The sequence below is a fragment of the Leptospira montravelensis genome, assembly GCF_004770045.1.
GTDB lineage: Bacteria > Spirochaetota > Leptospiria > Leptospirales > Leptospiraceae > Leptospira_A > Leptospira_A montravelensis.
On sequence record NZ_RQFO01000016.1, the window covers coordinates 235,425 to 252,657 of the forward strand.

The window sequence follows — 17,233 nt, forward strand, 5'->3', positions numbered from 1 at the left end:
TTATCCTTTTTTTAAAGCTTCTGCTTTATCTGTTTTTTCCCAAGTAAAAGTACTACCTGTTCTACCAAAGTGACCATAAGCTGCCGTTTCTTGGTATGTTCTTCCTTTTCCAAGAAGATCCAAACCTTCTACGATTCCTTTTGGAGTGAGTTTAAAATTAGCTAAAACACGTTTTGCAATTTCTTCATCAGAAATAGTTCCTGTTCCAAATGTATCAACTAGAACAGATACAGGTTGTGCTACACCAATCGCGTAAGCAAGTTGCACTTCGCATTTATGAGCGAGTCCAGCGGCGACTACGTTTTTAGCGATATAACGTCCCATATAGGCTGCGGAACGGTCTACTTTGGATGGATCTTTTCCAGAAAAAGCACCGCCGCCATGACGACCCATTCCACCGTAAGTATCTACGATGATCTTACGTCCAGTAAGACCTGTATCACCATGTGGCCCACCAATTTCAAATTTACCAGTAGGATTTATGAAGTAACGAGTGTTAGTCAAAAGTTCTTTTGGAATCATTTTTTTGATACATTCTTCAATCACAGCTTCTTCAATTTGTTTGTGTGTTACACCAGGTTTATGTTGTGTGGAGATCACAACTGTATCAACACGTTTTGGTTTTCCATCTTCGTATTGAATAGTAACTTGTGATTTTGCATCTGGACGTAACCAGTCAATTTTGTTTGTGTGGCGAAGTTCTGATAAATGCTCTAATAGTTTGTGTGAGTAGTAAAGTGGAGCAGGCATAAGCTCAGGAGTTTCTGCAATTGCAAAACCAAACATTAGGCCTTGGTCACCAGCACCTTGTTCTGTATGTAAACCTTCTCCTTCGTTTACCCCTTGGGCAATGTCTGGAGACTGTGCATGAACGTGGGATGCAACCACAGCAAAATCAGCATCAAAATACATATTGATATCGTTATAACCGATTTTACGGATTACATCGCGAGCCACTTCTTGTGTGTCGACTTTACCTTTACTGGTAATCTCACCAGCGATGACAACGAGATTGGTAGTGACAAGAGTTTCACAAGCAACACGGGATTTTGGGTCTTGGGCTAAGTACGCATCGAGAATGGCATCAGAGATTTGGTCGCAGACTTTGTCCGGGTGTCCTTCGGATACGGACTCGGAAGTGAAAATATAGTTTTTAAGAGAGGACATATTTTTTACCTTACTTGGTTAAAATTTAGAGTTTAGGCGGTACGTCAATAGAATTGTCAGCACTTAGGCCAAGCACATAAGATTCCAAGGATTCTGCATTTTTTCCCATAACAATCTCCAATTTTTTGGCATATTCATCTATTTGGTTCTCGGTTAGGCCTTTCGGTACAAAGAACGGTTCCCCATATTGGATGTATAATTTAGCTCCAAATTTAGGAAAAAAATGCCGATCCCAACTTTTGAAAGTATAAGCTCGGTCATAACAAGAATGTAAATATAGTATGGGAAATCCAGTGAGTGAAGCCGTTACAATCACTCCAGGTTTTACTTCCCTTCTTGGACCCTTCGGACCATCTACGGTAAAAATGGGAACTGCACCTTGTTTCATTTCTTTTAAGATATTTCGAAAGGCACCAGTTCCCCCTCTCGTTGATGATCCCCTCACCGAACGAAGTCCTGAGCGAGCAAAGGTTTGGTGGATGATCTCTCCATCTTTGGATTGAGAGACAAGGGCCACCATATCTGCTTTTTTCCTTCGTTTCAAGTACTGAGTTGCATGCCGGTACAAGGAAAGAGTTGTTTCGTGAAAAACAGCAATGATGTAACCTGAGCCTTTTTCAATCACCTTTGCACTTTCGTCGGGAATGATGAACTTTTGGTTGCGAACAAATAAATACCAAACACGGACAATGAAGTGAACCACCCAACTGAGGATGATGTATTTGGTTTTGGAATAAGGTTTTTGTTTGTTGTCTGGAATCAAAAAGAATGGTCCTTACCGATCTCCCAAAGGACATCGTTTTCATATACTTTTACTTGTGGAGTGGATCCTGGTTTCGGTTTATCGTGTAACAAAGAATAAATCATAGATTTGGCAACGTATTCGCCAGGAATAGGTTTGAATTTTTTTAAGCCCAGAAGCCCAAAAGGGATCAGGTTTCCAAGAACTTCCCCTACTTTTTCGCCAATCCTAACTTCTTCTCTTTCTCCAATCAGAAGCGATGGTCTAAAAATTCCAAGGAAGGAAAATTGTAACTTACGAAGTTCTGTTTCAATTTCTCCTTTCACTCGGTTATAAAAAATAGTCGATTTAGCATCCGATCCCATTGCGGTGATGATGTAGAATCCTGGAACATTTTTTTCCTTAGCTTGTTTTGCAGCAAGGAGAGGATAATCGTAATCGATTTCTTTGAACTTTTCCTGGCTTCCTGCTTTATTAATCGTTGTACCCAAACAACAAAATACTGCATCCAAACCATCAGGAAGGGAAACTTTTCCCGATTGAAAATCTTCCCAACTAACTTTGACTACTTCAATGGGGACATTGGGATTGGATGCAGACTGAGAGTTTCTCGCCCAAACAATTACCTTTTTGATTTGTGGATAAAAAACAAGAGAGAGTAACACTTGTTTACCGATAAGACCTGTGCCACCCAAAAGTAAAATTTTCATTTGATCTCCAAACTACGCGCAAGCATAGAATCATTTAGATTGAGCCTTTCTAAAAACTGGATTCCTGCAATATAATAAACTACATTTTTAATTTTAGAAGTTTGGGTCCAAATAATTGTACCTTCAAAAAACATACGCTTAGTACCTTTTGCCCAAACGATGCTGCCTAAAACTTGGGACTCGATTTCGTCGCTAAGTAAGTCATCTTCGCCTAAAAAACAAAGACCTTCTTCCGAAATATTCCCCAACTTTCCGAACAAAGTGATCCCTTCCAAATCCAATTGTACCTCAAACCCAGAAAAGTCACCTGGAGATATTCTTGGAAGCCTGCGCTCACTTTCCATAGCAACAAGGTACAAGGATTCCTATTATTGGAAACGAAAAAAGCAAATTAGAACTGAAAGTAAATGAACGGAACGGAATTTTCTGGTGTAGCTAAATTTAAGACAAGAAAGAGAATCGGATACAGGGCAAACTCCAAACTGGCGGGGATTTGTTTGCCTTTTCCCTTTTCAAAGATAAAATACCCTATGATATGGCCCAAATACAAAAAGCCAATGATCCAAAGGAAATCTTTCCACATATAAGGCCTAATTTGCCCGGCTTGAAAAGTGAAAATACCCTGGATGTGGATCCAAGCATTTTCCCAAGTGAGAGACCTAAAAAAAACTGCCCCCAAAAAGAAAATGGAGCTATTCAGAATATTCTGAAAGAGCCAGAGAGGAAACCTATACCAATTTTTGTTTTCTTGCTCACTAATTTTGTCAGGAAACCATTCCTTCCAAATTTCTTCCAAAACATAAAAAACCCCGTTCAGCGAACCCCAAAAAACAAAGGTCCACTGTGCCCCGTGCCAAACCCCGCTCACAAACATGGTAAACCAAAGGTTGAACTTTCGTCTTACTGATGTTACCCGACTTCCACCCATAGGAATATAAATATAATCCCTTAACCAGGAATTTAATGTCATATGCCAACGGCGCCAAAACCCAGAAACAGATGTCGCCAAAAAAGGTAAGTTGAAGTTTGTAGGAAGTTTGTATCCCAGTAACATTGCACTTCCAATGGCCATATCAGAATAACCACTAAAATCTAAATACACTTGGATCCCACCTAGAGCTGCGGCAATTAACAAAGCGTAGGCGTGATGCCCAGATGGATCTGCATAAATTGTGTCGATGGTTGGTGCTACCATATCTGACAAAACTGCTTTTTTAAAATAACCTAACATAAAAAATCGAATTGCGACTCGAAATTCAATGTCTTCTAATTTTTTTGGAGTATACAATTGCGGCATAAAGGTTCTTGCCGTCACAATTGGACCTGCCACTAGTTGTGGAAAAAAACTCACAAATAATGCAAAACGAATAAAATCAGTTTCAGCCGGAATTTCTTTTCGATAAACATCTATGGTATAAGATAAAGACTGGAATGTAAAAAACGAAATTCCTGCTGGTAAAATGATGTTTAAAACTGGCATTGCATCACCACCAAACAAGGGATTGGTGACCGCATTCATAGATGTAACAATAAAATTGTAATACTTAAAAAATCCTAAAATAAAAACTAAGTTTGTGATTAAACTAAAAAGTAAAAGATAGTATCTTACTTTTTCTCTAGATTCGGAGGCAAGCCTAAGCCCTACGTAATAATCAATGGCTGTGGAAAGTAAAATCAGAGCACCAAATCGGTAATCCCACGACATGTAAAAGAAATAACTACTGACGAGTAGAAAAATATGTAGGATTCGCGTTTCTTTAGATTGATTCGAAAAAAGGGAAGGAAATACGTACCATACCGTAAAGAAAACAAAGAGAAAGAAGACAAAGTATTCAAAATCAGAAAAGATCAATGGGTTTTGCCTTCTATTCCGACCAGGCTCTTTGAAAAAATATGCCTGTCAATCATTTCGACTTGCAGACTTTCCAAGAATCATTTAAGATTGGTGCCTAGTTCTTTAATTAGAAACTATGAGGTTACGATGAAAAAAATATTAAAAGCTACCGTTGTAGGGCTTTTGTCCTTCGGTCTATTGTCGAATTGTTTTGGAAAATTTGGAGCAGTAAAAGCAGTTTATTCTTTCAATGGAAATATCCAAATTGGAAGTGGAAAAGTTGCGGGATTCTTTCGTTCCCTTCTTATGATTTTCCCTCTTTATTTTGCATACGGAATCGGAAGTTTCTTAGACATCGTAGTGTTCAACTTAATCGAATTCTGGACTGATAAAAACCCAATTGCTATGGCTGAGTATGACTTTGATGGAAAGTTAGTCAAAGAATACAATCATGAAGGACAAACCATCACTCTTACTTACACTGAATGGGGGAAAGTTATGAAAATGGAAGCTCCAGGACAAAAAGGAATGGAAGCAATTTATTTCTTAAAAGATCGACCTGAAAAAGCATTCCGCCAAGTAAACGGAAAGTATGTAGAAATCATCCAAACAAGTGGACCAATCCTTCCTCCTCCAGGTGTAAAACATATCTAATCTTGTTCATTGCCCCTAATTTTAGGGGCAATCTATGTCCGATACTTATAGTATGAATCGATTGTATTTTGTTACCTGCCTGTTACTACTCGTGATCGGATGCCAAACACCGAAACAGGTAATCACTCCCACCTTCCCCAATCATTCCGAACAAATCAATCTAAACCGAATCAAAATGATCACAAAGGCGGAATCCAATCATTCTGATTCCAAAGAAGGGAAAAAACCTTTAGCGTCCGAACCAGGTGTCAGCATCGAATACTCTGAAAATAAAATTCCTTTTATTCAATTGGATTTGTTTTTTGAAGATGCCGGAATCAGTATCATCGAAGAAATCATTGCTGGTACAATTTTAGAACATCATATTATTGCCTTAAACCAAAAGGGAGAAATCATCGCCAAACAACCAGTAAACTTCCAAGCGTATGAAATTTTGGAAACAAAAACAGAAGTGATGAGAAACAAAGTGATTGTTGGTGAATCGAAAAAACCCGTTAAAGTCAATAGCACAACTCCTGAAACTAAAATCTCTAGAGAAGCTATTGAAAGACAATACACTGATCGTGACAAAGTTCCGCAAGTTTTGGAAATTAAGGAAGGCAAAGTTCCAGCCCTCGGCGAGTACATTAATATTTATTTAGAACTTACCTATGTTAATCCACAGTTAGAACCAAATTGTGAATCATACTCAGGAAATTGTAACGGTGCCAAACAAAAATTCTTTGAGGATATCACTGGGCGGAATCGCAGAGAATTAGACATTTTACGAAATCGATATGTAGAAGGAGAAGTGGCACCGTTTCCAAACCTAACAGAAAGTGAACAGGTTGATTTCAAAGCCAATATCAAATCGAAAATTGAAAATCTAAATGGAGTGTTTGGACCAAAACATGGATTCACAAAATTTATGTTTCGAGAATGGAACTTAGTTTCTTCTCCACAATATTTTCGCATCCAATCTATCAATAAAAACGGAAAACAAACGTTGTTGGAAGATCGTATTGAAGAAAAAAAACTAACGAATGAATCAGAAGATAAATCAAATTCAGAGGAAAATGATTCCCATTCAATATTTGATTCTCCTACGCATACAAAACATAAAAGAAGAACGATTCCTACTCCGTAACAAATAAACTGACAAAAACGGGTGATGGGAAAATCCAACACCCGCGAAAAGGCATTAAGCAGCCTTTGTTTCTTTTTTGCGCATACTATCAAAGCGAACCGTGGAAGCAGTAACTTTAATTTTAGATCTGCTTTCCCCTTCAGGGCTTTTCCAACGGTTTTGTTTTAGGTTGCCCATTACCGTCACCTTACTCCCTTTTTTTAGGTATTCCACGCAATTCTCTCCTAATTTCTCCCAAGCTTCTACTTCAAAATAAGAAACATCTTCCTTATCCTTTCCTTCTTGGTTGTTGGAAGTATGGTTCACAGCAACTGTGAAATTTGCTAATGACTTTCCTCCCGCAATAGTTCTTTCTTCTGGATCTGCGGTTAAATTTCCGTCCAGAATGACATACGATAGATTTTTCATTTGAGTATCCCTTAAATCAATTTTGATGGCCACGAAAAGATTGGTTCGTTTTTGAATTGGTTGGTTAAAAAAAAATAGAATTGAAACTAAATTTCTAAAATCCTTGTTCACATTTACAATTCGGATAGACAATACAAAGTAAGTGTCGAGAATTTTCCTGTGGGACTTCCCGATTCTGAGATACTACACTTAGTAACTTCCATTAGCCGAGAATTGGTTTGTCTACACGAATCCGACGGAACTTACATATATATAAGTCCCAATTCAGAAAAAATTATAGGATATAAGCCCGAAGAACTAGTTGGCAAAAATCCTTACGATTATTTCCACCCAGATGAAAGAAGACTCATCCAGGAAAGATCTCACCAACCTCTACTCCGTGGTGACGAGAACATTCACACTACTTTTCGTTATTTACATAAAAACGGAAACTATATCTGGCTACAGTCTGACAATCGTTTAACGATACATCCCACAACAGGAATCAAATATTTACATACCTCATCGCGTGATATATCAGAAAAAATTGATACAGAAGCAAATTTAGCACTTTCAGAACGTAGATTCAATACATTATTCCATGACTCTCCCATTGGGCTTGTACTGACAGGAAAACATGGCTATATAGATGAAGCTAACGATGCCTTTGCCAAATTTTTAGGTTATAAAAGTTTTGAAATCATAGGAAAACATTTTTCAGAAATAAGCGCCGACGAAGAACTTGAAGAAAATTTAAAATTTAGAGATGAAGTTCAAAAAGGTATTATCGACAACTATTCGATTGAAAAACAATACCTTCATAAATCAGGAAAAAAAGTTTGGGCCTATATTACGGTGACTGTTTTACGTGATGAATTGGGACACCCTATTCATTATCTTGCACAAATCGTTGATATCAATGAAAGAAAAAAAACAGAAAAACTACTCCTAGAAAATAATGACCGATTGCGGGCCATAACCAATTCTCTTTTAACACAAAACAAACAACTACAAGCTTACAACCAAATCATTTCACATCATTTACGCGCTCCCGTAAGTAATTTAAGAAGCCTTCTTGATTTAATGAAAGTGACAGACAACCTCACAGAAATTAGAGAATTTGAAAATCATTTAGAAGAGGTCACGGGAACTTTAGAAACCGTCCTCTCTGAACTTATCTCTACATTACGAATTCAAAATCCGAACAATTACAAACCTGAACCTGTCAAAGTCGGCCAATCCTTTTTCAATGTGACCGAACTTCTGAAAGGAGAACTGAAAACCAAAGAGGTGGAAATCCAATCCGATTTTTCGGGAGGAGAGACCATATACTTTTCCAAAGAGTATCTAGATACGATTTTCCTGCATTTACTCAGCAATTCGATCCGGTATTCCCACCCAGAAAGAAAATTACGTATTTCCGTAGAATCCTTTCAAATTGGATCACAAACCGCCATTTCTTTTTCGGATAATGGAACGGGGATCGATTTAGAGCGCTATGGTGATCAAATTTTTCAGTTAAAGAAAACTTTTCATCGTCATATCAGTGGTAAAGGACTCGGGTTGTTTTTAATTAAATACAAAATTGAATCAGCAGGTGGTAGGATTGAGGTACGCTCTAAACCAGGCGAGGGTGCCACTTTCCTTATGTACTTTCCCGATGGGAGTGATTCCTTATGAGAATTCCCAAAATTTGTGTGATTGATGATGATAAAATTTATCAGTTCACCACTAAAAAAATCATCTCCAATGCCGGGATCAAAGAAGAAGTATTAATTTTTTCCGATGCGGAAAACGCATTAGAATTTTTTCACAAGGAAATGGAAAACAAAGACCAACTTCCCGATATCATTTTTCTGGATATCAATATGCCATTTATGGATGGTTGGCAATTTTTAGATGCCTTCGGAGAAATTTTTCCCCAGTTTCCAAAAACCATCGAAGTGTTTCTTGTCAGCTCCTCTGTAGACGAAGCTGATACAGATCGGGCAGCAAAAATTCCAATCATCTCAGGATATATCTTCAAACCTTTTACCAAGGAAAAACTTTTGGATTCCTTGTCCCACTTCCAATCTTAGCTTGTCATCTTTTTGCTTTTGATGTAGAAATGGACGCACCCTATATGGACCAGATACTTACTTGGATTGAAACCTTTCCCCTATCTTCGACACTGATTGGATTGTTAACCTTCTTTGTGATCGTCTTTTTAAGAGACATCACGCAAAAAACGCACACGATTCAGAGAAACTTTCCTATCGTCGGCCGACTCCGTTATTTTTTAGAAATGATCGGGCCAGAGCTTCGACAGTATTGGGTAGCTCACGATAAAGAAGAACGTCCTTTTGACCGAACGGAAAGAAGTTGGATTTATGCCACAGCCAAAGGGCAAAACAATAACTTTGGATTTGGAACTACAGAAATCCAATATGAACCTGGATATCCAATCATCAAACATAAAGCGTTTCCCTATCCAGAAACAAAAGCATATATTTATAACAATGATGTTAGTTGTATTCCTTGCTTAAAAGTGATAGGACCTAAACGTAAGTTTCCTTACAGACCTTATTCAATTATCAATATATCTGCGATGTCTTTTGGTTCTCTTGGAAAAAATGCAATTATGGCGCTGAACCGAGGGGCCAGAGATTCCGGCGCCTATCACAATACAGGCGAAGGTGGCTTGAGCCAATACCATAGGGAAGGTGCTGATATGGTTTGGCAGATTGGTACTGGTTATTTTGGTGCCAGAGACAAATCAGGAAAATTTAATTTAGAAGTTTTGAAAGAGAAAGTTGGAAAGAACCCTTGTATCAAAATGATCGAAATCAAATTATCTCAGGGCGCCAAACCAGGGAAAGGTGGAATCCTACCTGCCAAAAAAGTCAATGCGGAAATTGCGGCGATTCGTCATGTGGAAGAAGGTAAGGATTGTATTTCACCTAACTCACATAGCGAGTTTACAAATGTAAAAGAACTAATCCAATTCATCGAAAAAATTGCTTCCGCCACCGGACTTCCTGTAGGTATTAAAAGTGCCGTCGGTGAAATTGAATTTTGGGAAGAACTTGCTCGTGAAATGAAACAAAACGGAGAAGGACCTGACTTTATCACGATTGATGGTGGAGAAGGTGGAACGGGTGCCGCTCCCCTCACCTATGCGGATCATGTTTCCTTACCTTTTAAAATTGGATTTCAAAGAGTGTATACACTCTTCCAAAGTATGGGTTTGTCGGAACAAATTGTTTGGATTGGATCGGGTAAACTAGGTTTCCCTGACCGTGCCGTGGTTGCGATTGCTATGGGATGTGATCTCATCAATGTGGCAAGAGAAGCCATGTTATCCATTGGCTGTATCCAAGCGCAAAAATGCCATACTGATCATTGTCCTGCCGGCGTTGCTACGCAAAACTGGTGGTTACAAAGAGGAGTTGATCCTGAAATCAAAGGAAAACGTGCCGCAAAATACATCCAAGGATTCCGAAAAGAACTTTTGAGTTTGGCGCATTCCTGCGGATACGAACATCCAGGACAGTTCACTGGACAGGATATTGAAATCAGTATGGGAATGAATCGTTACCAAACCTTAGAAGGATTACTCGGTTACAAACGGGATGAAGTGAAATTTACGAAACTTCAAGACTATACGGAATTTCCTAAACGACAGGCATAAATGAAAAAGTTCCTTTTTGTTGTTATATTACTACACTTCAGTTGTCTTTCCGAGGAAAGGAATGTAAAAGCGGAAGCACAAAAAGGGTTTTTAGATCTTAGCAAACATTCCTTTGTTAGCGAACCATTCGTATCATTAAATGGAGAATGGAAGTTCTTTTGGAATACCGCACCTTCACAAATTAAAGAAACAGATTCCGATTTATTTCTTAACCTCCCTAAACATTGGAATGGATTCCCAATGAATTATGGCTCTCTGGGTGGTTTTGGTCATGCCAGCTTCAGAATCAAACTAAAGTTAAATGACAATCTTCAAGAAACAATGGCTTTAACTGTCCCTGAACAGGACACTTCTTACGCTATTTATGTTAATGGTAAATACTTAGGTGGAGCTGGAAAACCAGGCCCAAATCTAAACGAATACATTCCCGAAGTGAAATCCACTATCGTTGTATTACCTCAAACTTCAGAAATCACCATCGACCTTTACATCGCCAATTATGTACATAGGAAAGGAGGAATCTGGAATGATGTTGTAATTTCTTCATACAATAAAGCAGAAAGTCGACTCACCAAACGAAAGATCAACGAAACCATGTTGTCTTCAGTCTTTTCCTTTGTGGGAATTTTCTTTTTTGTAATGTATTTCTACAATCGAGATGGAAAACATACTATAGGAATCTTTTTATTCTCAACTGCCGTGCTTTTGAGAACCATATCGACTGGGGAAAGAATTTTAATTGAATTTGTGGATGTTCCTTATTGGGTTCTACTACGATTAGAATATCTTTCTTGGTACTGGTCTGCACCGTTACTTTATCATTATTTTTATACGATATTTCCAGAAGACTTCTCCAAAAAAATGGGAACCTTCTTTTACACCCTTTCTTCCATCTTAACGATTGGTCTTTTGTTACCCCCAATTTATTTTACAGAAACTGCTTCTATTTATCCGATTGCATTTGTAGCCAACGGTATTATTATTTTCGTTTACTTGATTCGTGCATACATGAAAAAACGAATGGAATCAAAACCTTTATTATTCGGAATGTTATTAGTTTTGATTGCTGCTACTAACGATGTTTTACATGCAGAGTCTTACATTCGTACTACCTACGTCGCCCCTGCAAGTGTCGTAATATTTGTTTTTTTGCAAGTCATTACTTTTGGACGAATGGTTCGCCAAACCATGACAAAAACATTGGAATTTGCGCAGGAGCAAAAACAACTCAGCAGTTCTTTCAGTCGTTTTGTTCCCACAGAATTTTTATATCACCTAGGAAAATCTGACATACGTTATGTGGACTTAGGAGACCAAGTACAGAAGCGAATGACCATATTATTTGCTGATATCAGGTCTTTTACGGAATTTTCAGAAACTCTGACACCAAAAGAAAACTTTGATTTTTTAAATAGTTATCTGCAACGTGTAGGTCCTATCATTCGACACAATAATGGATTTATAGATAAATTTATTGGTGATGCAGTAATGGCGCTATTTCCCTATGATATCAATGATGCCGTAAAAGCGGCTGTTGAAATGCAAGATGCCATTCGTATTTACAATGGTCATCGTGCAAACTGTGGATACATACCCATCGAAGTAGGAATTGGAATCCATACCGGAAACCTCACCTTGGGTATATTAGGTGAACATAAAAGAATGGAAGGAACAGTTATTTCTGATGCGGTCAATCTTGCCTCTCGCATTGAAGGAATCACCAAACTTTTCTCTTCTCGCATTGTCATTAGTGCAGATACCTTCATCGAGGCCTCAGAAGGATTGGGTTATCATTATAGATTACTTGACCGTGTGGCAATCAAAGGCAAAACAGATTCTGTGTTTGTTGTGGAGGTTTTAGATGGCTACGAACCAGAAAAAGCAGCAAGGCTCATCGCCATTAAAGATGATTACACTTTAGCATTAGATGCATTCCGCCGGGAAGATTTCGAAGAGGCGATTTATGGCTTTTCAAAACTACTGGATAAAAACCCTGACGATTCTGTTTCCAGGCTGTTTTTGGATCGTTGTCACGAAGCTAAAGAAAAAACTAAAATGGAACTGGGGAGTTAAACCCGCCTTTGTTTCATATAAAAACCAATTCCCAAAACGATGCCAAACCCTAAAACCCCAAGGGCCAAATAAGGTTCAGAAATAAAAACCGAACCACAAGCAACAATCCCTAATATAAGTGCAATTACTGGTAAAAAAGGATATAACGGTGCTTTGTAAGGTCTTGGCATCTGAGGTTCTTTCTTTCTCAAAACAAAATAGGATACTAAACTTAAAAGATACATCCCACAGGCACCTAATGCTGACATGGTGATTAGTTCAGCGGTATCCAAAAAGCACATACAAAATATTCCTAAAACTCCACCACTCAGGACTGCATTTTGGGGAACAAGAGATCCAGAACTTAGTTTCGAAAGGTAAGTTGGCAAATAACCTTCTTTTGCCATTGCATAAATCAATCGCGAGTTTCCGAGAATGATTCCAAATAGAGAAGCTACAAGCCCAAACAACCCAATAAAGGTAAAAATAAAAGGCCAAATTTGTTCCTTGCCATATAACTTTTGTAATACATAAGATAAAGGATAATCCAACTCGGCAATTTCTTTGGTATCCACAACGGAAGCAGTGAAAACAAAAATGAATCCTGCTAAACAAAGTAAGGTGAAAATTCCCGCAGTGTATCCAATCGGTATGTCACGAGCAGGATTACGAACTTCTTCGGAAGCCAAGGCAACTCCCTCCACGGCCAAAAAAAACCAAATGGCAAAAGGTATAGAAAGGAATACCGATGACCAAGATATAGAACTTACTACAGGTAAACTGGGAATTCGTTCCAAGGAAACATGAGGCCAAAGAAAAACCAAATAATACAAAAGTCCAAATACAGCTACAATCGTAACGAAAAGTTCAAAACGAGCGGTTTGTTTGATTCCCGTTAGATTGATTAAAAGTAACAAACAAAACATAACCATACCTGCACCAAAGGCAGGTATCACTGGGAAAAGAAAATGGATATATCCACCTAATGCAGATGCTATGGCAGGTGGAGCTAATAAAAATTCCACTAATACTAAATAACCAGTGACCAGTCCAAACCAATCACCAAGTGCTCTTTTGGCATATGCGGAAGGACCTCCTGATTGAGGGATACTGGCAGCAAGTTCAGTAAAACAAAGTGCAAATAGTACGTAAAAAGTGGCAATCCAAACAACCGCAAAACTAAATTCCCAAAAACTGGCCCGGGACCACCCAAAGTTCCAGCCAAAATAATCACCAGAAATGACAAGACCCACAGCGATGCCCCATAAATGGACAGAATGTAGAACTTTATGCATTTTTTGATCTTCTTTCATTTTACCTCTTGGAATGAAATACAGTTCAGGCCTAAACCTACAAAAATTGCAAATATAATGCCATTTACAATGAAGGAATTATTTTTTTGACCCATTTTACCACTAGGTTCGTGCGATACCAATGGAGGGATGTTTGGTGGTCACCACCTAATGAATCCCTGAATCCTGGTCAATTCCTGGAGTATTTCCCAAAAATGATAAATTCGGTATTGCAAATGATTCTAATTTTTCATATTATAGGGAAAATACTAGTATAGGCTTGCATATGCGAAACATCAAATTATCTACTATTATCTTTTTAACTTTTTTCTTTTTCCCGTTAAATGCAGTCCAAACCATCCTTTTAAAACAAGGCAAATCTATCAAAGGAATCGTCACAAACCAAAACGTAGATAGTGTAGAAGTAGACACACAAAACGGAAAACACATGGTCATTTCCAAAAAGTCAGTTTTGAAAATTATCTACAAAGACATTGCTGAATCAGAAGAAGAAATCATAAGGAAAGAAGAAGAAGAAAAACGTAAACTTGAAAAAGAAAAAGCCATAGCTGCCAAACAAGAAGAAATCCGAAAAAGACGGGAAGAGTTATCAAGACAAGAAACAGAAAGAAAAGCTTCAGAGGGTGGTGGCGAAGTAGCAACTCATAGTCTTCGCGATTCCTTTGTCCTTGGTTCTGTCGCCGATGGAAATATGGTCACCCTTGCCCCTGAATCGGCAAAATGCCAACCGTTTAAAGAGTATCCAGAATACTTTTGGCTGTTTGGTGGTCTTCGCTTCAATGAACCAAATTGGAACGAATTACTTCCTAAAGACAGTCGCCCAGTGCGCATCAAACAAACTTCCACTTGGAAAGACTTAGCGATTACTTTGTTAGGCGGATTTGCAATTACGGTCACTCGCAAAACAATTATAGTTGATGTTTGTGAAGGCACTGGATTTCGAATGGTGTCTGATTCTGAAATCAGACGAATCAAAGACGAAGCAGTAGAACAAATCAAAACAGAACAAGAACTAAAAGAAGCAGAAGAAAAATATCAGTTAGAACAGTTAGAAAAAGATTTAGAATCTCTGAAAAAAAGAAAATAGAGGAATCAAAAGATGAAACGTATCCGTATAAAACCAATTTTACTATGCTTCGTCTTTTTAGTTTCTTTGACGAACTGTTACTTTAATCCTTTTGTATTTGATTTACTCAATCCAGAAAAAACAAAAGACAATTCTTCTGTATTAGGAATGATTGCAGGTCTTACCAACCAAACAGGGACTGTTCAAATCTCTGGACAACTGAAAAAAGGTGGGGCAGCTTTATCCAATGTTCAAATCACATTACAAAATGTTTCTCCTTCTGTAAAAAGCCAAACAAACTCCTCTACAACAAATTCATCGGGAAGATTCTTTTTAGATACACCAACAGGAATTGTCTCATTACAGTTTTCCGACAGTGGAACGATTGTGAATTTTCAATTGGAAGTTTCAAAAACTTCAGTGACTCTTGTCTCTATTGACAAAACAAATTACCAAGTTCAGAGTTTTGAAGTTTATGAATTGGGAGTAGAACCACCCGTATACTTTGAACTAATTGCTTCGATGCCTTATGACGGGTTGTACATTGACAAAGATAATTTTAGCTCTACGATCGGAAGTGGATCTATGTTTTTGTTTTCGGAAAACTTGGAAGAGCTGGTGGAAGGCACGGAACTTGGTTGGGCCGCGGATAATTTCATCGTTACTCCAGCGGTGTATTTATTGTATGTAAATGTGTCTACCAACTATGTCCAATTGTCATTGGATAACGCGTCAATCCAACCATCGACAACTTACACTGTTACTTTGAATCCTGGAATTAAATCAAAAACGGGGAAATCTTTAAAACAGAGTACTTTCCAATTTAAAGTAGGTATATTAAAATAATTTTAGAATAGAATCAGGGAACGAAGGGAGGTTTGTAATCCTTAGATTCTCCATTTTAGTAAAGAAATTTCTTGCCATTGCAATGGGATTTCTGTAGGATTAAGGCCCTGGGCTCTTTCTTCTCAAACGTAGTTTCCTTATTTTAAAACAATCATCCTAACCTTGGGAGCCAATTTTTATGAAGAGAAATGCTAGATTTCCAGTTTCACTCTGTCTATTGTGCGTATGGATGTTCCTTGGAAATTGTTACTTCAATCCTGTGGTGCAATTGGTTGTAAACCCAGAAGTAAAAGAAGAAGGTAGTGCTGTCAGCGCAAGTCTACTAGCAGCCTTGGGATTAGCCCCATCACCCTATTTTTCTTTAGTAAGTTCTATACCAGCAGATGGTGAAGATATTACACCTCCCTTAACTACTTACACTTTTACATTTTCAGAAGCAATAGAAAATAACGTTTCAGATCCTATGACTTGGATTAGCGAAAATATAATTTTGACTGAAACAATCAACATTTTTCCCGTCGTAACCATTTCAGATAGAAAAATGGAACTTTCCGTTGACCCGGCCTTGGACAATTTACTCACATACACAATTGCATTCGGAGAAGGAATCAAAGCAAAAACAGGCAAAACTTTATCTCCCAATACTAAAATCACTTTTACCTGTTCTGGATGTATGCCTCTTTAAATTAAAATCTTTTGCGTTGACAGTATCATACAACTCGTGTTAGAATTTGTCTAATCTACATACACTTTTTCCTTTCAATTTTAAATGTATGGAAATAAAAAATTTTAATTTCATGAAAAAGTTAAAACAAAAAGTTTCTTTATGTCTCTTTCTTTTTTTTTGGTAAGTACATCTGGCTGCTATTACCATCCACTATGGCAATCTATTTTAAACCCCGCAGAAGAAAGTTCCGAACAAATCAAACAATTAGGATTGTTATTAGGGGTCTCCTCTTTAGGAACAGATATATATCTTGTTGCTGGACAAATTCGTGATCCTAATGGAGTTGCCCAAGCAAATTTAGAACTTATAAATAAATCCATTGCAGCAAATAAAAAGAATACATCCCCCTCTTATACAACGGATGTAGGAGGTCGTTTTTATATTAGCTTAGGAATAGGCAAACATTCTTTTGATGTATATAAAGAAGGACTATTATACTTTGAACTCGTAATTGAAGTGTTAAGCGCTAATAATGTGCAATTGGTTAGTGCGCTACAAGGAATGGAAATTACACTTGCGATCATTGAACCAAATCAAATTGGTTCTGAATTTGATTTAGTAGACTCGTTTCCTAAAAACAATACGAATATATACTCAACCATTAATCCTATGCAATTGTACTTTTCAGAAATACCTGAGTTTGTTGCATCTGGATCTACATTTCAAAGTTGGGCATTCGATAAAATAGTCATAATTCCAAGTATTGGTAGCCCACCGTTTGAGGGAAATATGGTGGTCACCGGAAACAGAATGGACATTCAAATGGCATACAGTTTTGCAATGAATACGCCATATACAATTTTCATTACTGGAATTAAATCGGTTTCTGGTAAAACCGTAGCCCCGCGGATGATTCGTTTCTGTTATGAACCTTCCATTCCATGCGTTTTTTCTAATTGATTCCTAATTTACTGAAAATAGACTCAGTAGATTTAATCC

At 37.8% G+C, this 17,233-nt stretch carries 17 protein-coding genes; 10 read left to right on the forward strand and 7 right to left on the reverse strand.

Annotated elements, in window-relative coordinates; genetic code table 11:
• Genes metK through EHQ31_RS11475 form a run of 5 tightly spaced genes read right to left on the reverse strand, consistent with a single transcriptional unit; the run spans position 1 to position 4,471 of the window.
• Positions 1-1,167, reverse strand: coding sequence for a methionine adenosyltransferase (gene metK, locus EHQ31_RS11455; protein ID WP_135573604.1), 1,167 nt, complete (start codon positions 1,165-1,167; stop codon positions 1-3).
• Between the two features lie 25 nt (positions 1,168-1,192).
• Positions 1,193-1,930 carry a lysophospholipid acyltransferase family protein gene (locus EHQ31_RS11460; RefSeq protein ID WP_135573602.1) on the reverse strand — a complete coding sequence of 246 codons (738 nt, stop codon included), beginning with the start codon at positions 1,928-1,930 and terminating at the stop codon, positions 1,193-1,195.
• Positions 1,927-2,619: a Rossmann-fold NAD(P)-binding domain-containing protein gene (locus EHQ31_RS11465; RefSeq protein WP_135573600.1), complete on the reverse strand. Its 693-nt coding sequence runs from the start codon at positions 2,617-2,619 to the stop codon at positions 1,927-1,929. The genes EHQ31_RS11460 and EHQ31_RS11465 overlap by 4 nt, the downstream gene beginning before the upstream one ends.
• Positions 2,616-2,963 carry a PilZ domain-containing protein gene (locus EHQ31_RS11470; RefSeq protein WP_244247357.1) on the reverse strand — a complete coding sequence of 116 codons (348 nt, stop codon included), beginning with the start codon at positions 2,961-2,963 and terminating at the stop codon, positions 2,616-2,618. The genes EHQ31_RS11465 and EHQ31_RS11470 overlap by 4 nt, the downstream gene beginning before the upstream one ends.
• 47 nt (positions 2,964-3,010) lie before the next feature.
• Positions 3,011-4,471, reverse strand: coding sequence for an MBOAT family O-acyltransferase (locus tag EHQ31_RS11475; protein ID WP_135573596.1), 1,461 nt, complete (start codon positions 4,469-4,471; stop codon positions 3,011-3,013).
• 129 nt (positions 4,472-4,600) lie between these two features.
• Here EHQ31_RS11475 and EHQ31_RS11480 point away from each other — a divergent pair, with 129 nt between their 5' ends.
• Positions 4,601-5,107: a DUF3332 family protein gene (locus EHQ31_RS11480; RefSeq protein WP_135573594.1), complete on the forward strand. Its 507-nt coding sequence runs from the start codon at positions 4,601-4,603 to the stop codon at positions 5,105-5,107.
• Between the two features lie 52 nt (positions 5,108-5,159).
• Positions 5,160-6,233, forward strand: a complete 1,074-nt coding sequence (locus EHQ31_RS11485; protein WP_135574118.1) for a hypothetical protein — start codon at positions 5,160-5,162, stop codon at positions 6,231-6,233.
• Between the two features lie 54 nt (positions 6,234-6,287).
• Here the strand turns inward: EHQ31_RS11485 and EHQ31_RS11490 are convergent, their stop codons facing one another.
• Positions 6,288-6,641, reverse strand: coding sequence for a single-stranded DNA-binding protein (locus tag EHQ31_RS11490; protein ID WP_135573592.1), 354 nt, complete (start codon positions 6,639-6,641; stop codon positions 6,288-6,290).
• 159 nt (positions 6,642-6,800) lie between these two features.
• Between EHQ31_RS11490 and EHQ31_RS11495 the strand changes: the two genes are divergently transcribed.
• From EHQ31_RS11495 to EHQ31_RS11510, 4 genes are read left to right on the forward strand one after another with little or no spacing between them, the layout of a single operon-like run.
• The gene (locus tag EHQ31_RS11495; protein ID WP_135573590.1) at positions 6,801-8,300 is read left to right on the forward strand and encodes a sensor histidine kinase; all 1,500 of its coding nucleotides are present in this window, start codon (positions 6,801-6,803) and stop codon (positions 8,298-8,300) included.
• Positions 8,297-8,698, forward strand: coding sequence for a response regulator (locus EHQ31_RS11500; protein ID WP_135573588.1), 402 nt, complete (start codon positions 8,297-8,299; stop codon positions 8,696-8,698). The genes EHQ31_RS11495 and EHQ31_RS11500 overlap by 4 nt, the downstream gene beginning before the upstream one ends.
• Positions 8,699-8,727: 29 nt before the next feature.
• On the forward strand, positions 8,728-10,290 hold the full coding sequence (locus tag EHQ31_RS11505) for an FMN-binding glutamate synthase family protein (protein ID WP_135573586.1): 1,563 nt from the start codon (positions 8,728-8,730) through the stop codon (positions 10,288-10,290).
• Positions 10,291-12,363 (forward strand): adenylate/guanylate cyclase domain-containing protein, encoded by a 2,073-nt coding sequence (locus tag EHQ31_RS11510; RefSeq protein ID WP_135573584.1) that lies wholly within the window; start codon positions 10,291-10,293, stop codon positions 12,361-12,363.
• On the opposite strand, the gene eat is transcribed toward EHQ31_RS11510, so the two are convergent.
• Positions 12,360-13,655 (reverse strand): ethanolamine permease, encoded by a 1,296-nt coding sequence (eat, locus tag EHQ31_RS11515; protein ID WP_135573582.1) that lies wholly within the window; start codon positions 13,653-13,655, stop codon positions 12,360-12,362. The genes EHQ31_RS11510 and eat overlap by 4 nt on opposite strands.
• 265 nt (positions 13,656-13,920) lie before the next feature.
• Here eat and EHQ31_RS11520 point away from each other — a divergent pair, with 265 nt between their 5' ends.
• The 4 genes from EHQ31_RS11520 to EHQ31_RS11535 all read left to right on the forward strand — a co-directional run bounded on the left by EHQ31_RS11520 (position 13,921) and on the right by EHQ31_RS11535 (position 17,194).
• A complete protein-coding gene (locus tag EHQ31_RS11520; protein WP_135573580.1) occupies positions 13,921-14,742 on the forward strand; it encodes an LA_0442/LA_0875 N-terminal domain-containing protein in 822 nt (273 codons plus the stop codon).
• Between the two features lie 12 nt (positions 14,743-14,754).
• Positions 14,755-15,567 (forward strand): carboxypeptidase-like regulatory domain-containing protein, encoded by an 813-nt coding sequence (locus EHQ31_RS11525; protein WP_135573578.1) that lies wholly within the window; start codon positions 14,755-14,757, stop codon positions 15,565-15,567.
• A 178-nt stretch (positions 15,568-15,745) separates the two neighbouring features.
• A complete protein-coding gene (locus EHQ31_RS11530; RefSeq protein ID WP_135573576.1) occupies positions 15,746-16,252 on the forward strand; it encodes an Ig-like domain-containing domain in 507 nt (168 codons plus the stop codon).
• Positions 16,253-16,393: 141 nt separating this feature from the next.
• On the forward strand, positions 16,394-17,194 hold the full coding sequence (locus EHQ31_RS11535; RefSeq protein ID WP_135573574.1) for a hypothetical protein: 801 nt from the start codon (positions 16,394-16,396) through the stop codon (positions 17,192-17,194).
• The last annotated feature ends 39 nt before the right edge of the window (positions 17,195-17,233 follow it).

Coding starts and splice junctions, on each gene's coding strand:
- EHQ31_RS11520 (WP_135573580.1), top strand. CDS start 13,921: ATGCGAAACATCAAATTATCTACTATTATCTTTTTAACTTTTTTCTTT.
- EHQ31_RS11510 (WP_135573584.1), top strand. CDS start 10,291: ATGAAAAAGTTCCTTTTTGTTGTTATATTACTACACTTCAGTTGTCTT.
- eat (WP_135573582.1), bottom strand. CDS start 13,655: ATGAAAGAAGATCAAAAAATGCATAAAGTTCTACATTCTGTCCATTTA.
- EHQ31_RS11505 (WP_135573586.1), top strand. CDS start 8,728: ATGGACGCACCCTATATGGACCAGATACTTACTTGGATTGAAACCTTT.
- EHQ31_RS11525 (WP_135573578.1), top strand. CDS start 14,755: ATGAAACGTATCCGTATAAAACCAATTTTACTATGCTTCGTCTTTTTA.
- EHQ31_RS11470 (WP_244247357.1), bottom strand. CDS start 2,963: ATGGAAAGTGAGCGCAGGCTTCCAAGAATATCTCCAGGTGACTTTTCT.
- metK (WP_135573604.1), bottom strand. CDS start 1,167: ATGTCCTCTCTTAAAAACTATATTTTCACTTCCGAGTCCGTATCCGAA.
- EHQ31_RS11480 (WP_135573594.1), top strand. CDS start 4,601: ATGAAAAAAATATTAAAAGCTACCGTTGTAGGGCTTTTGTCCTTCGGT.
- EHQ31_RS11535 (WP_135573574.1), top strand. CDS start 16,394: ATGTCTCTTTCTTTTTTTTTGGTAAGTACATCTGGCTGCTATTACCAT.
- EHQ31_RS11465 (WP_135573600.1), bottom strand. CDS start 2,619: ATGAAAATTTTACTTTTGGGTGGCACAGGTCTTATCGGTAAACAAGTG.
- EHQ31_RS11500 (WP_135573588.1), top strand. CDS start 8,297: ATGAGAATTCCCAAAATTTGTGTGATTGATGATGATAAAATTTATCAG.
- EHQ31_RS11530 (WP_135573576.1), top strand. CDS start 15,746: ATGAAGAGAAATGCTAGATTTCCAGTTTCACTCTGTCTATTGTGCGTA.
- EHQ31_RS11490 (WP_135573592.1), bottom strand. CDS start 6,641: ATGAAAAATCTATCGTATGTCATTCTGGACGGAAATTTAACCGCAGAT.
- EHQ31_RS11485 (WP_135574118.1), top strand. CDS start 5,160: ATGAATCGATTGTATTTTGTTACCTGCCTGTTACTACTCGTGATCGGA.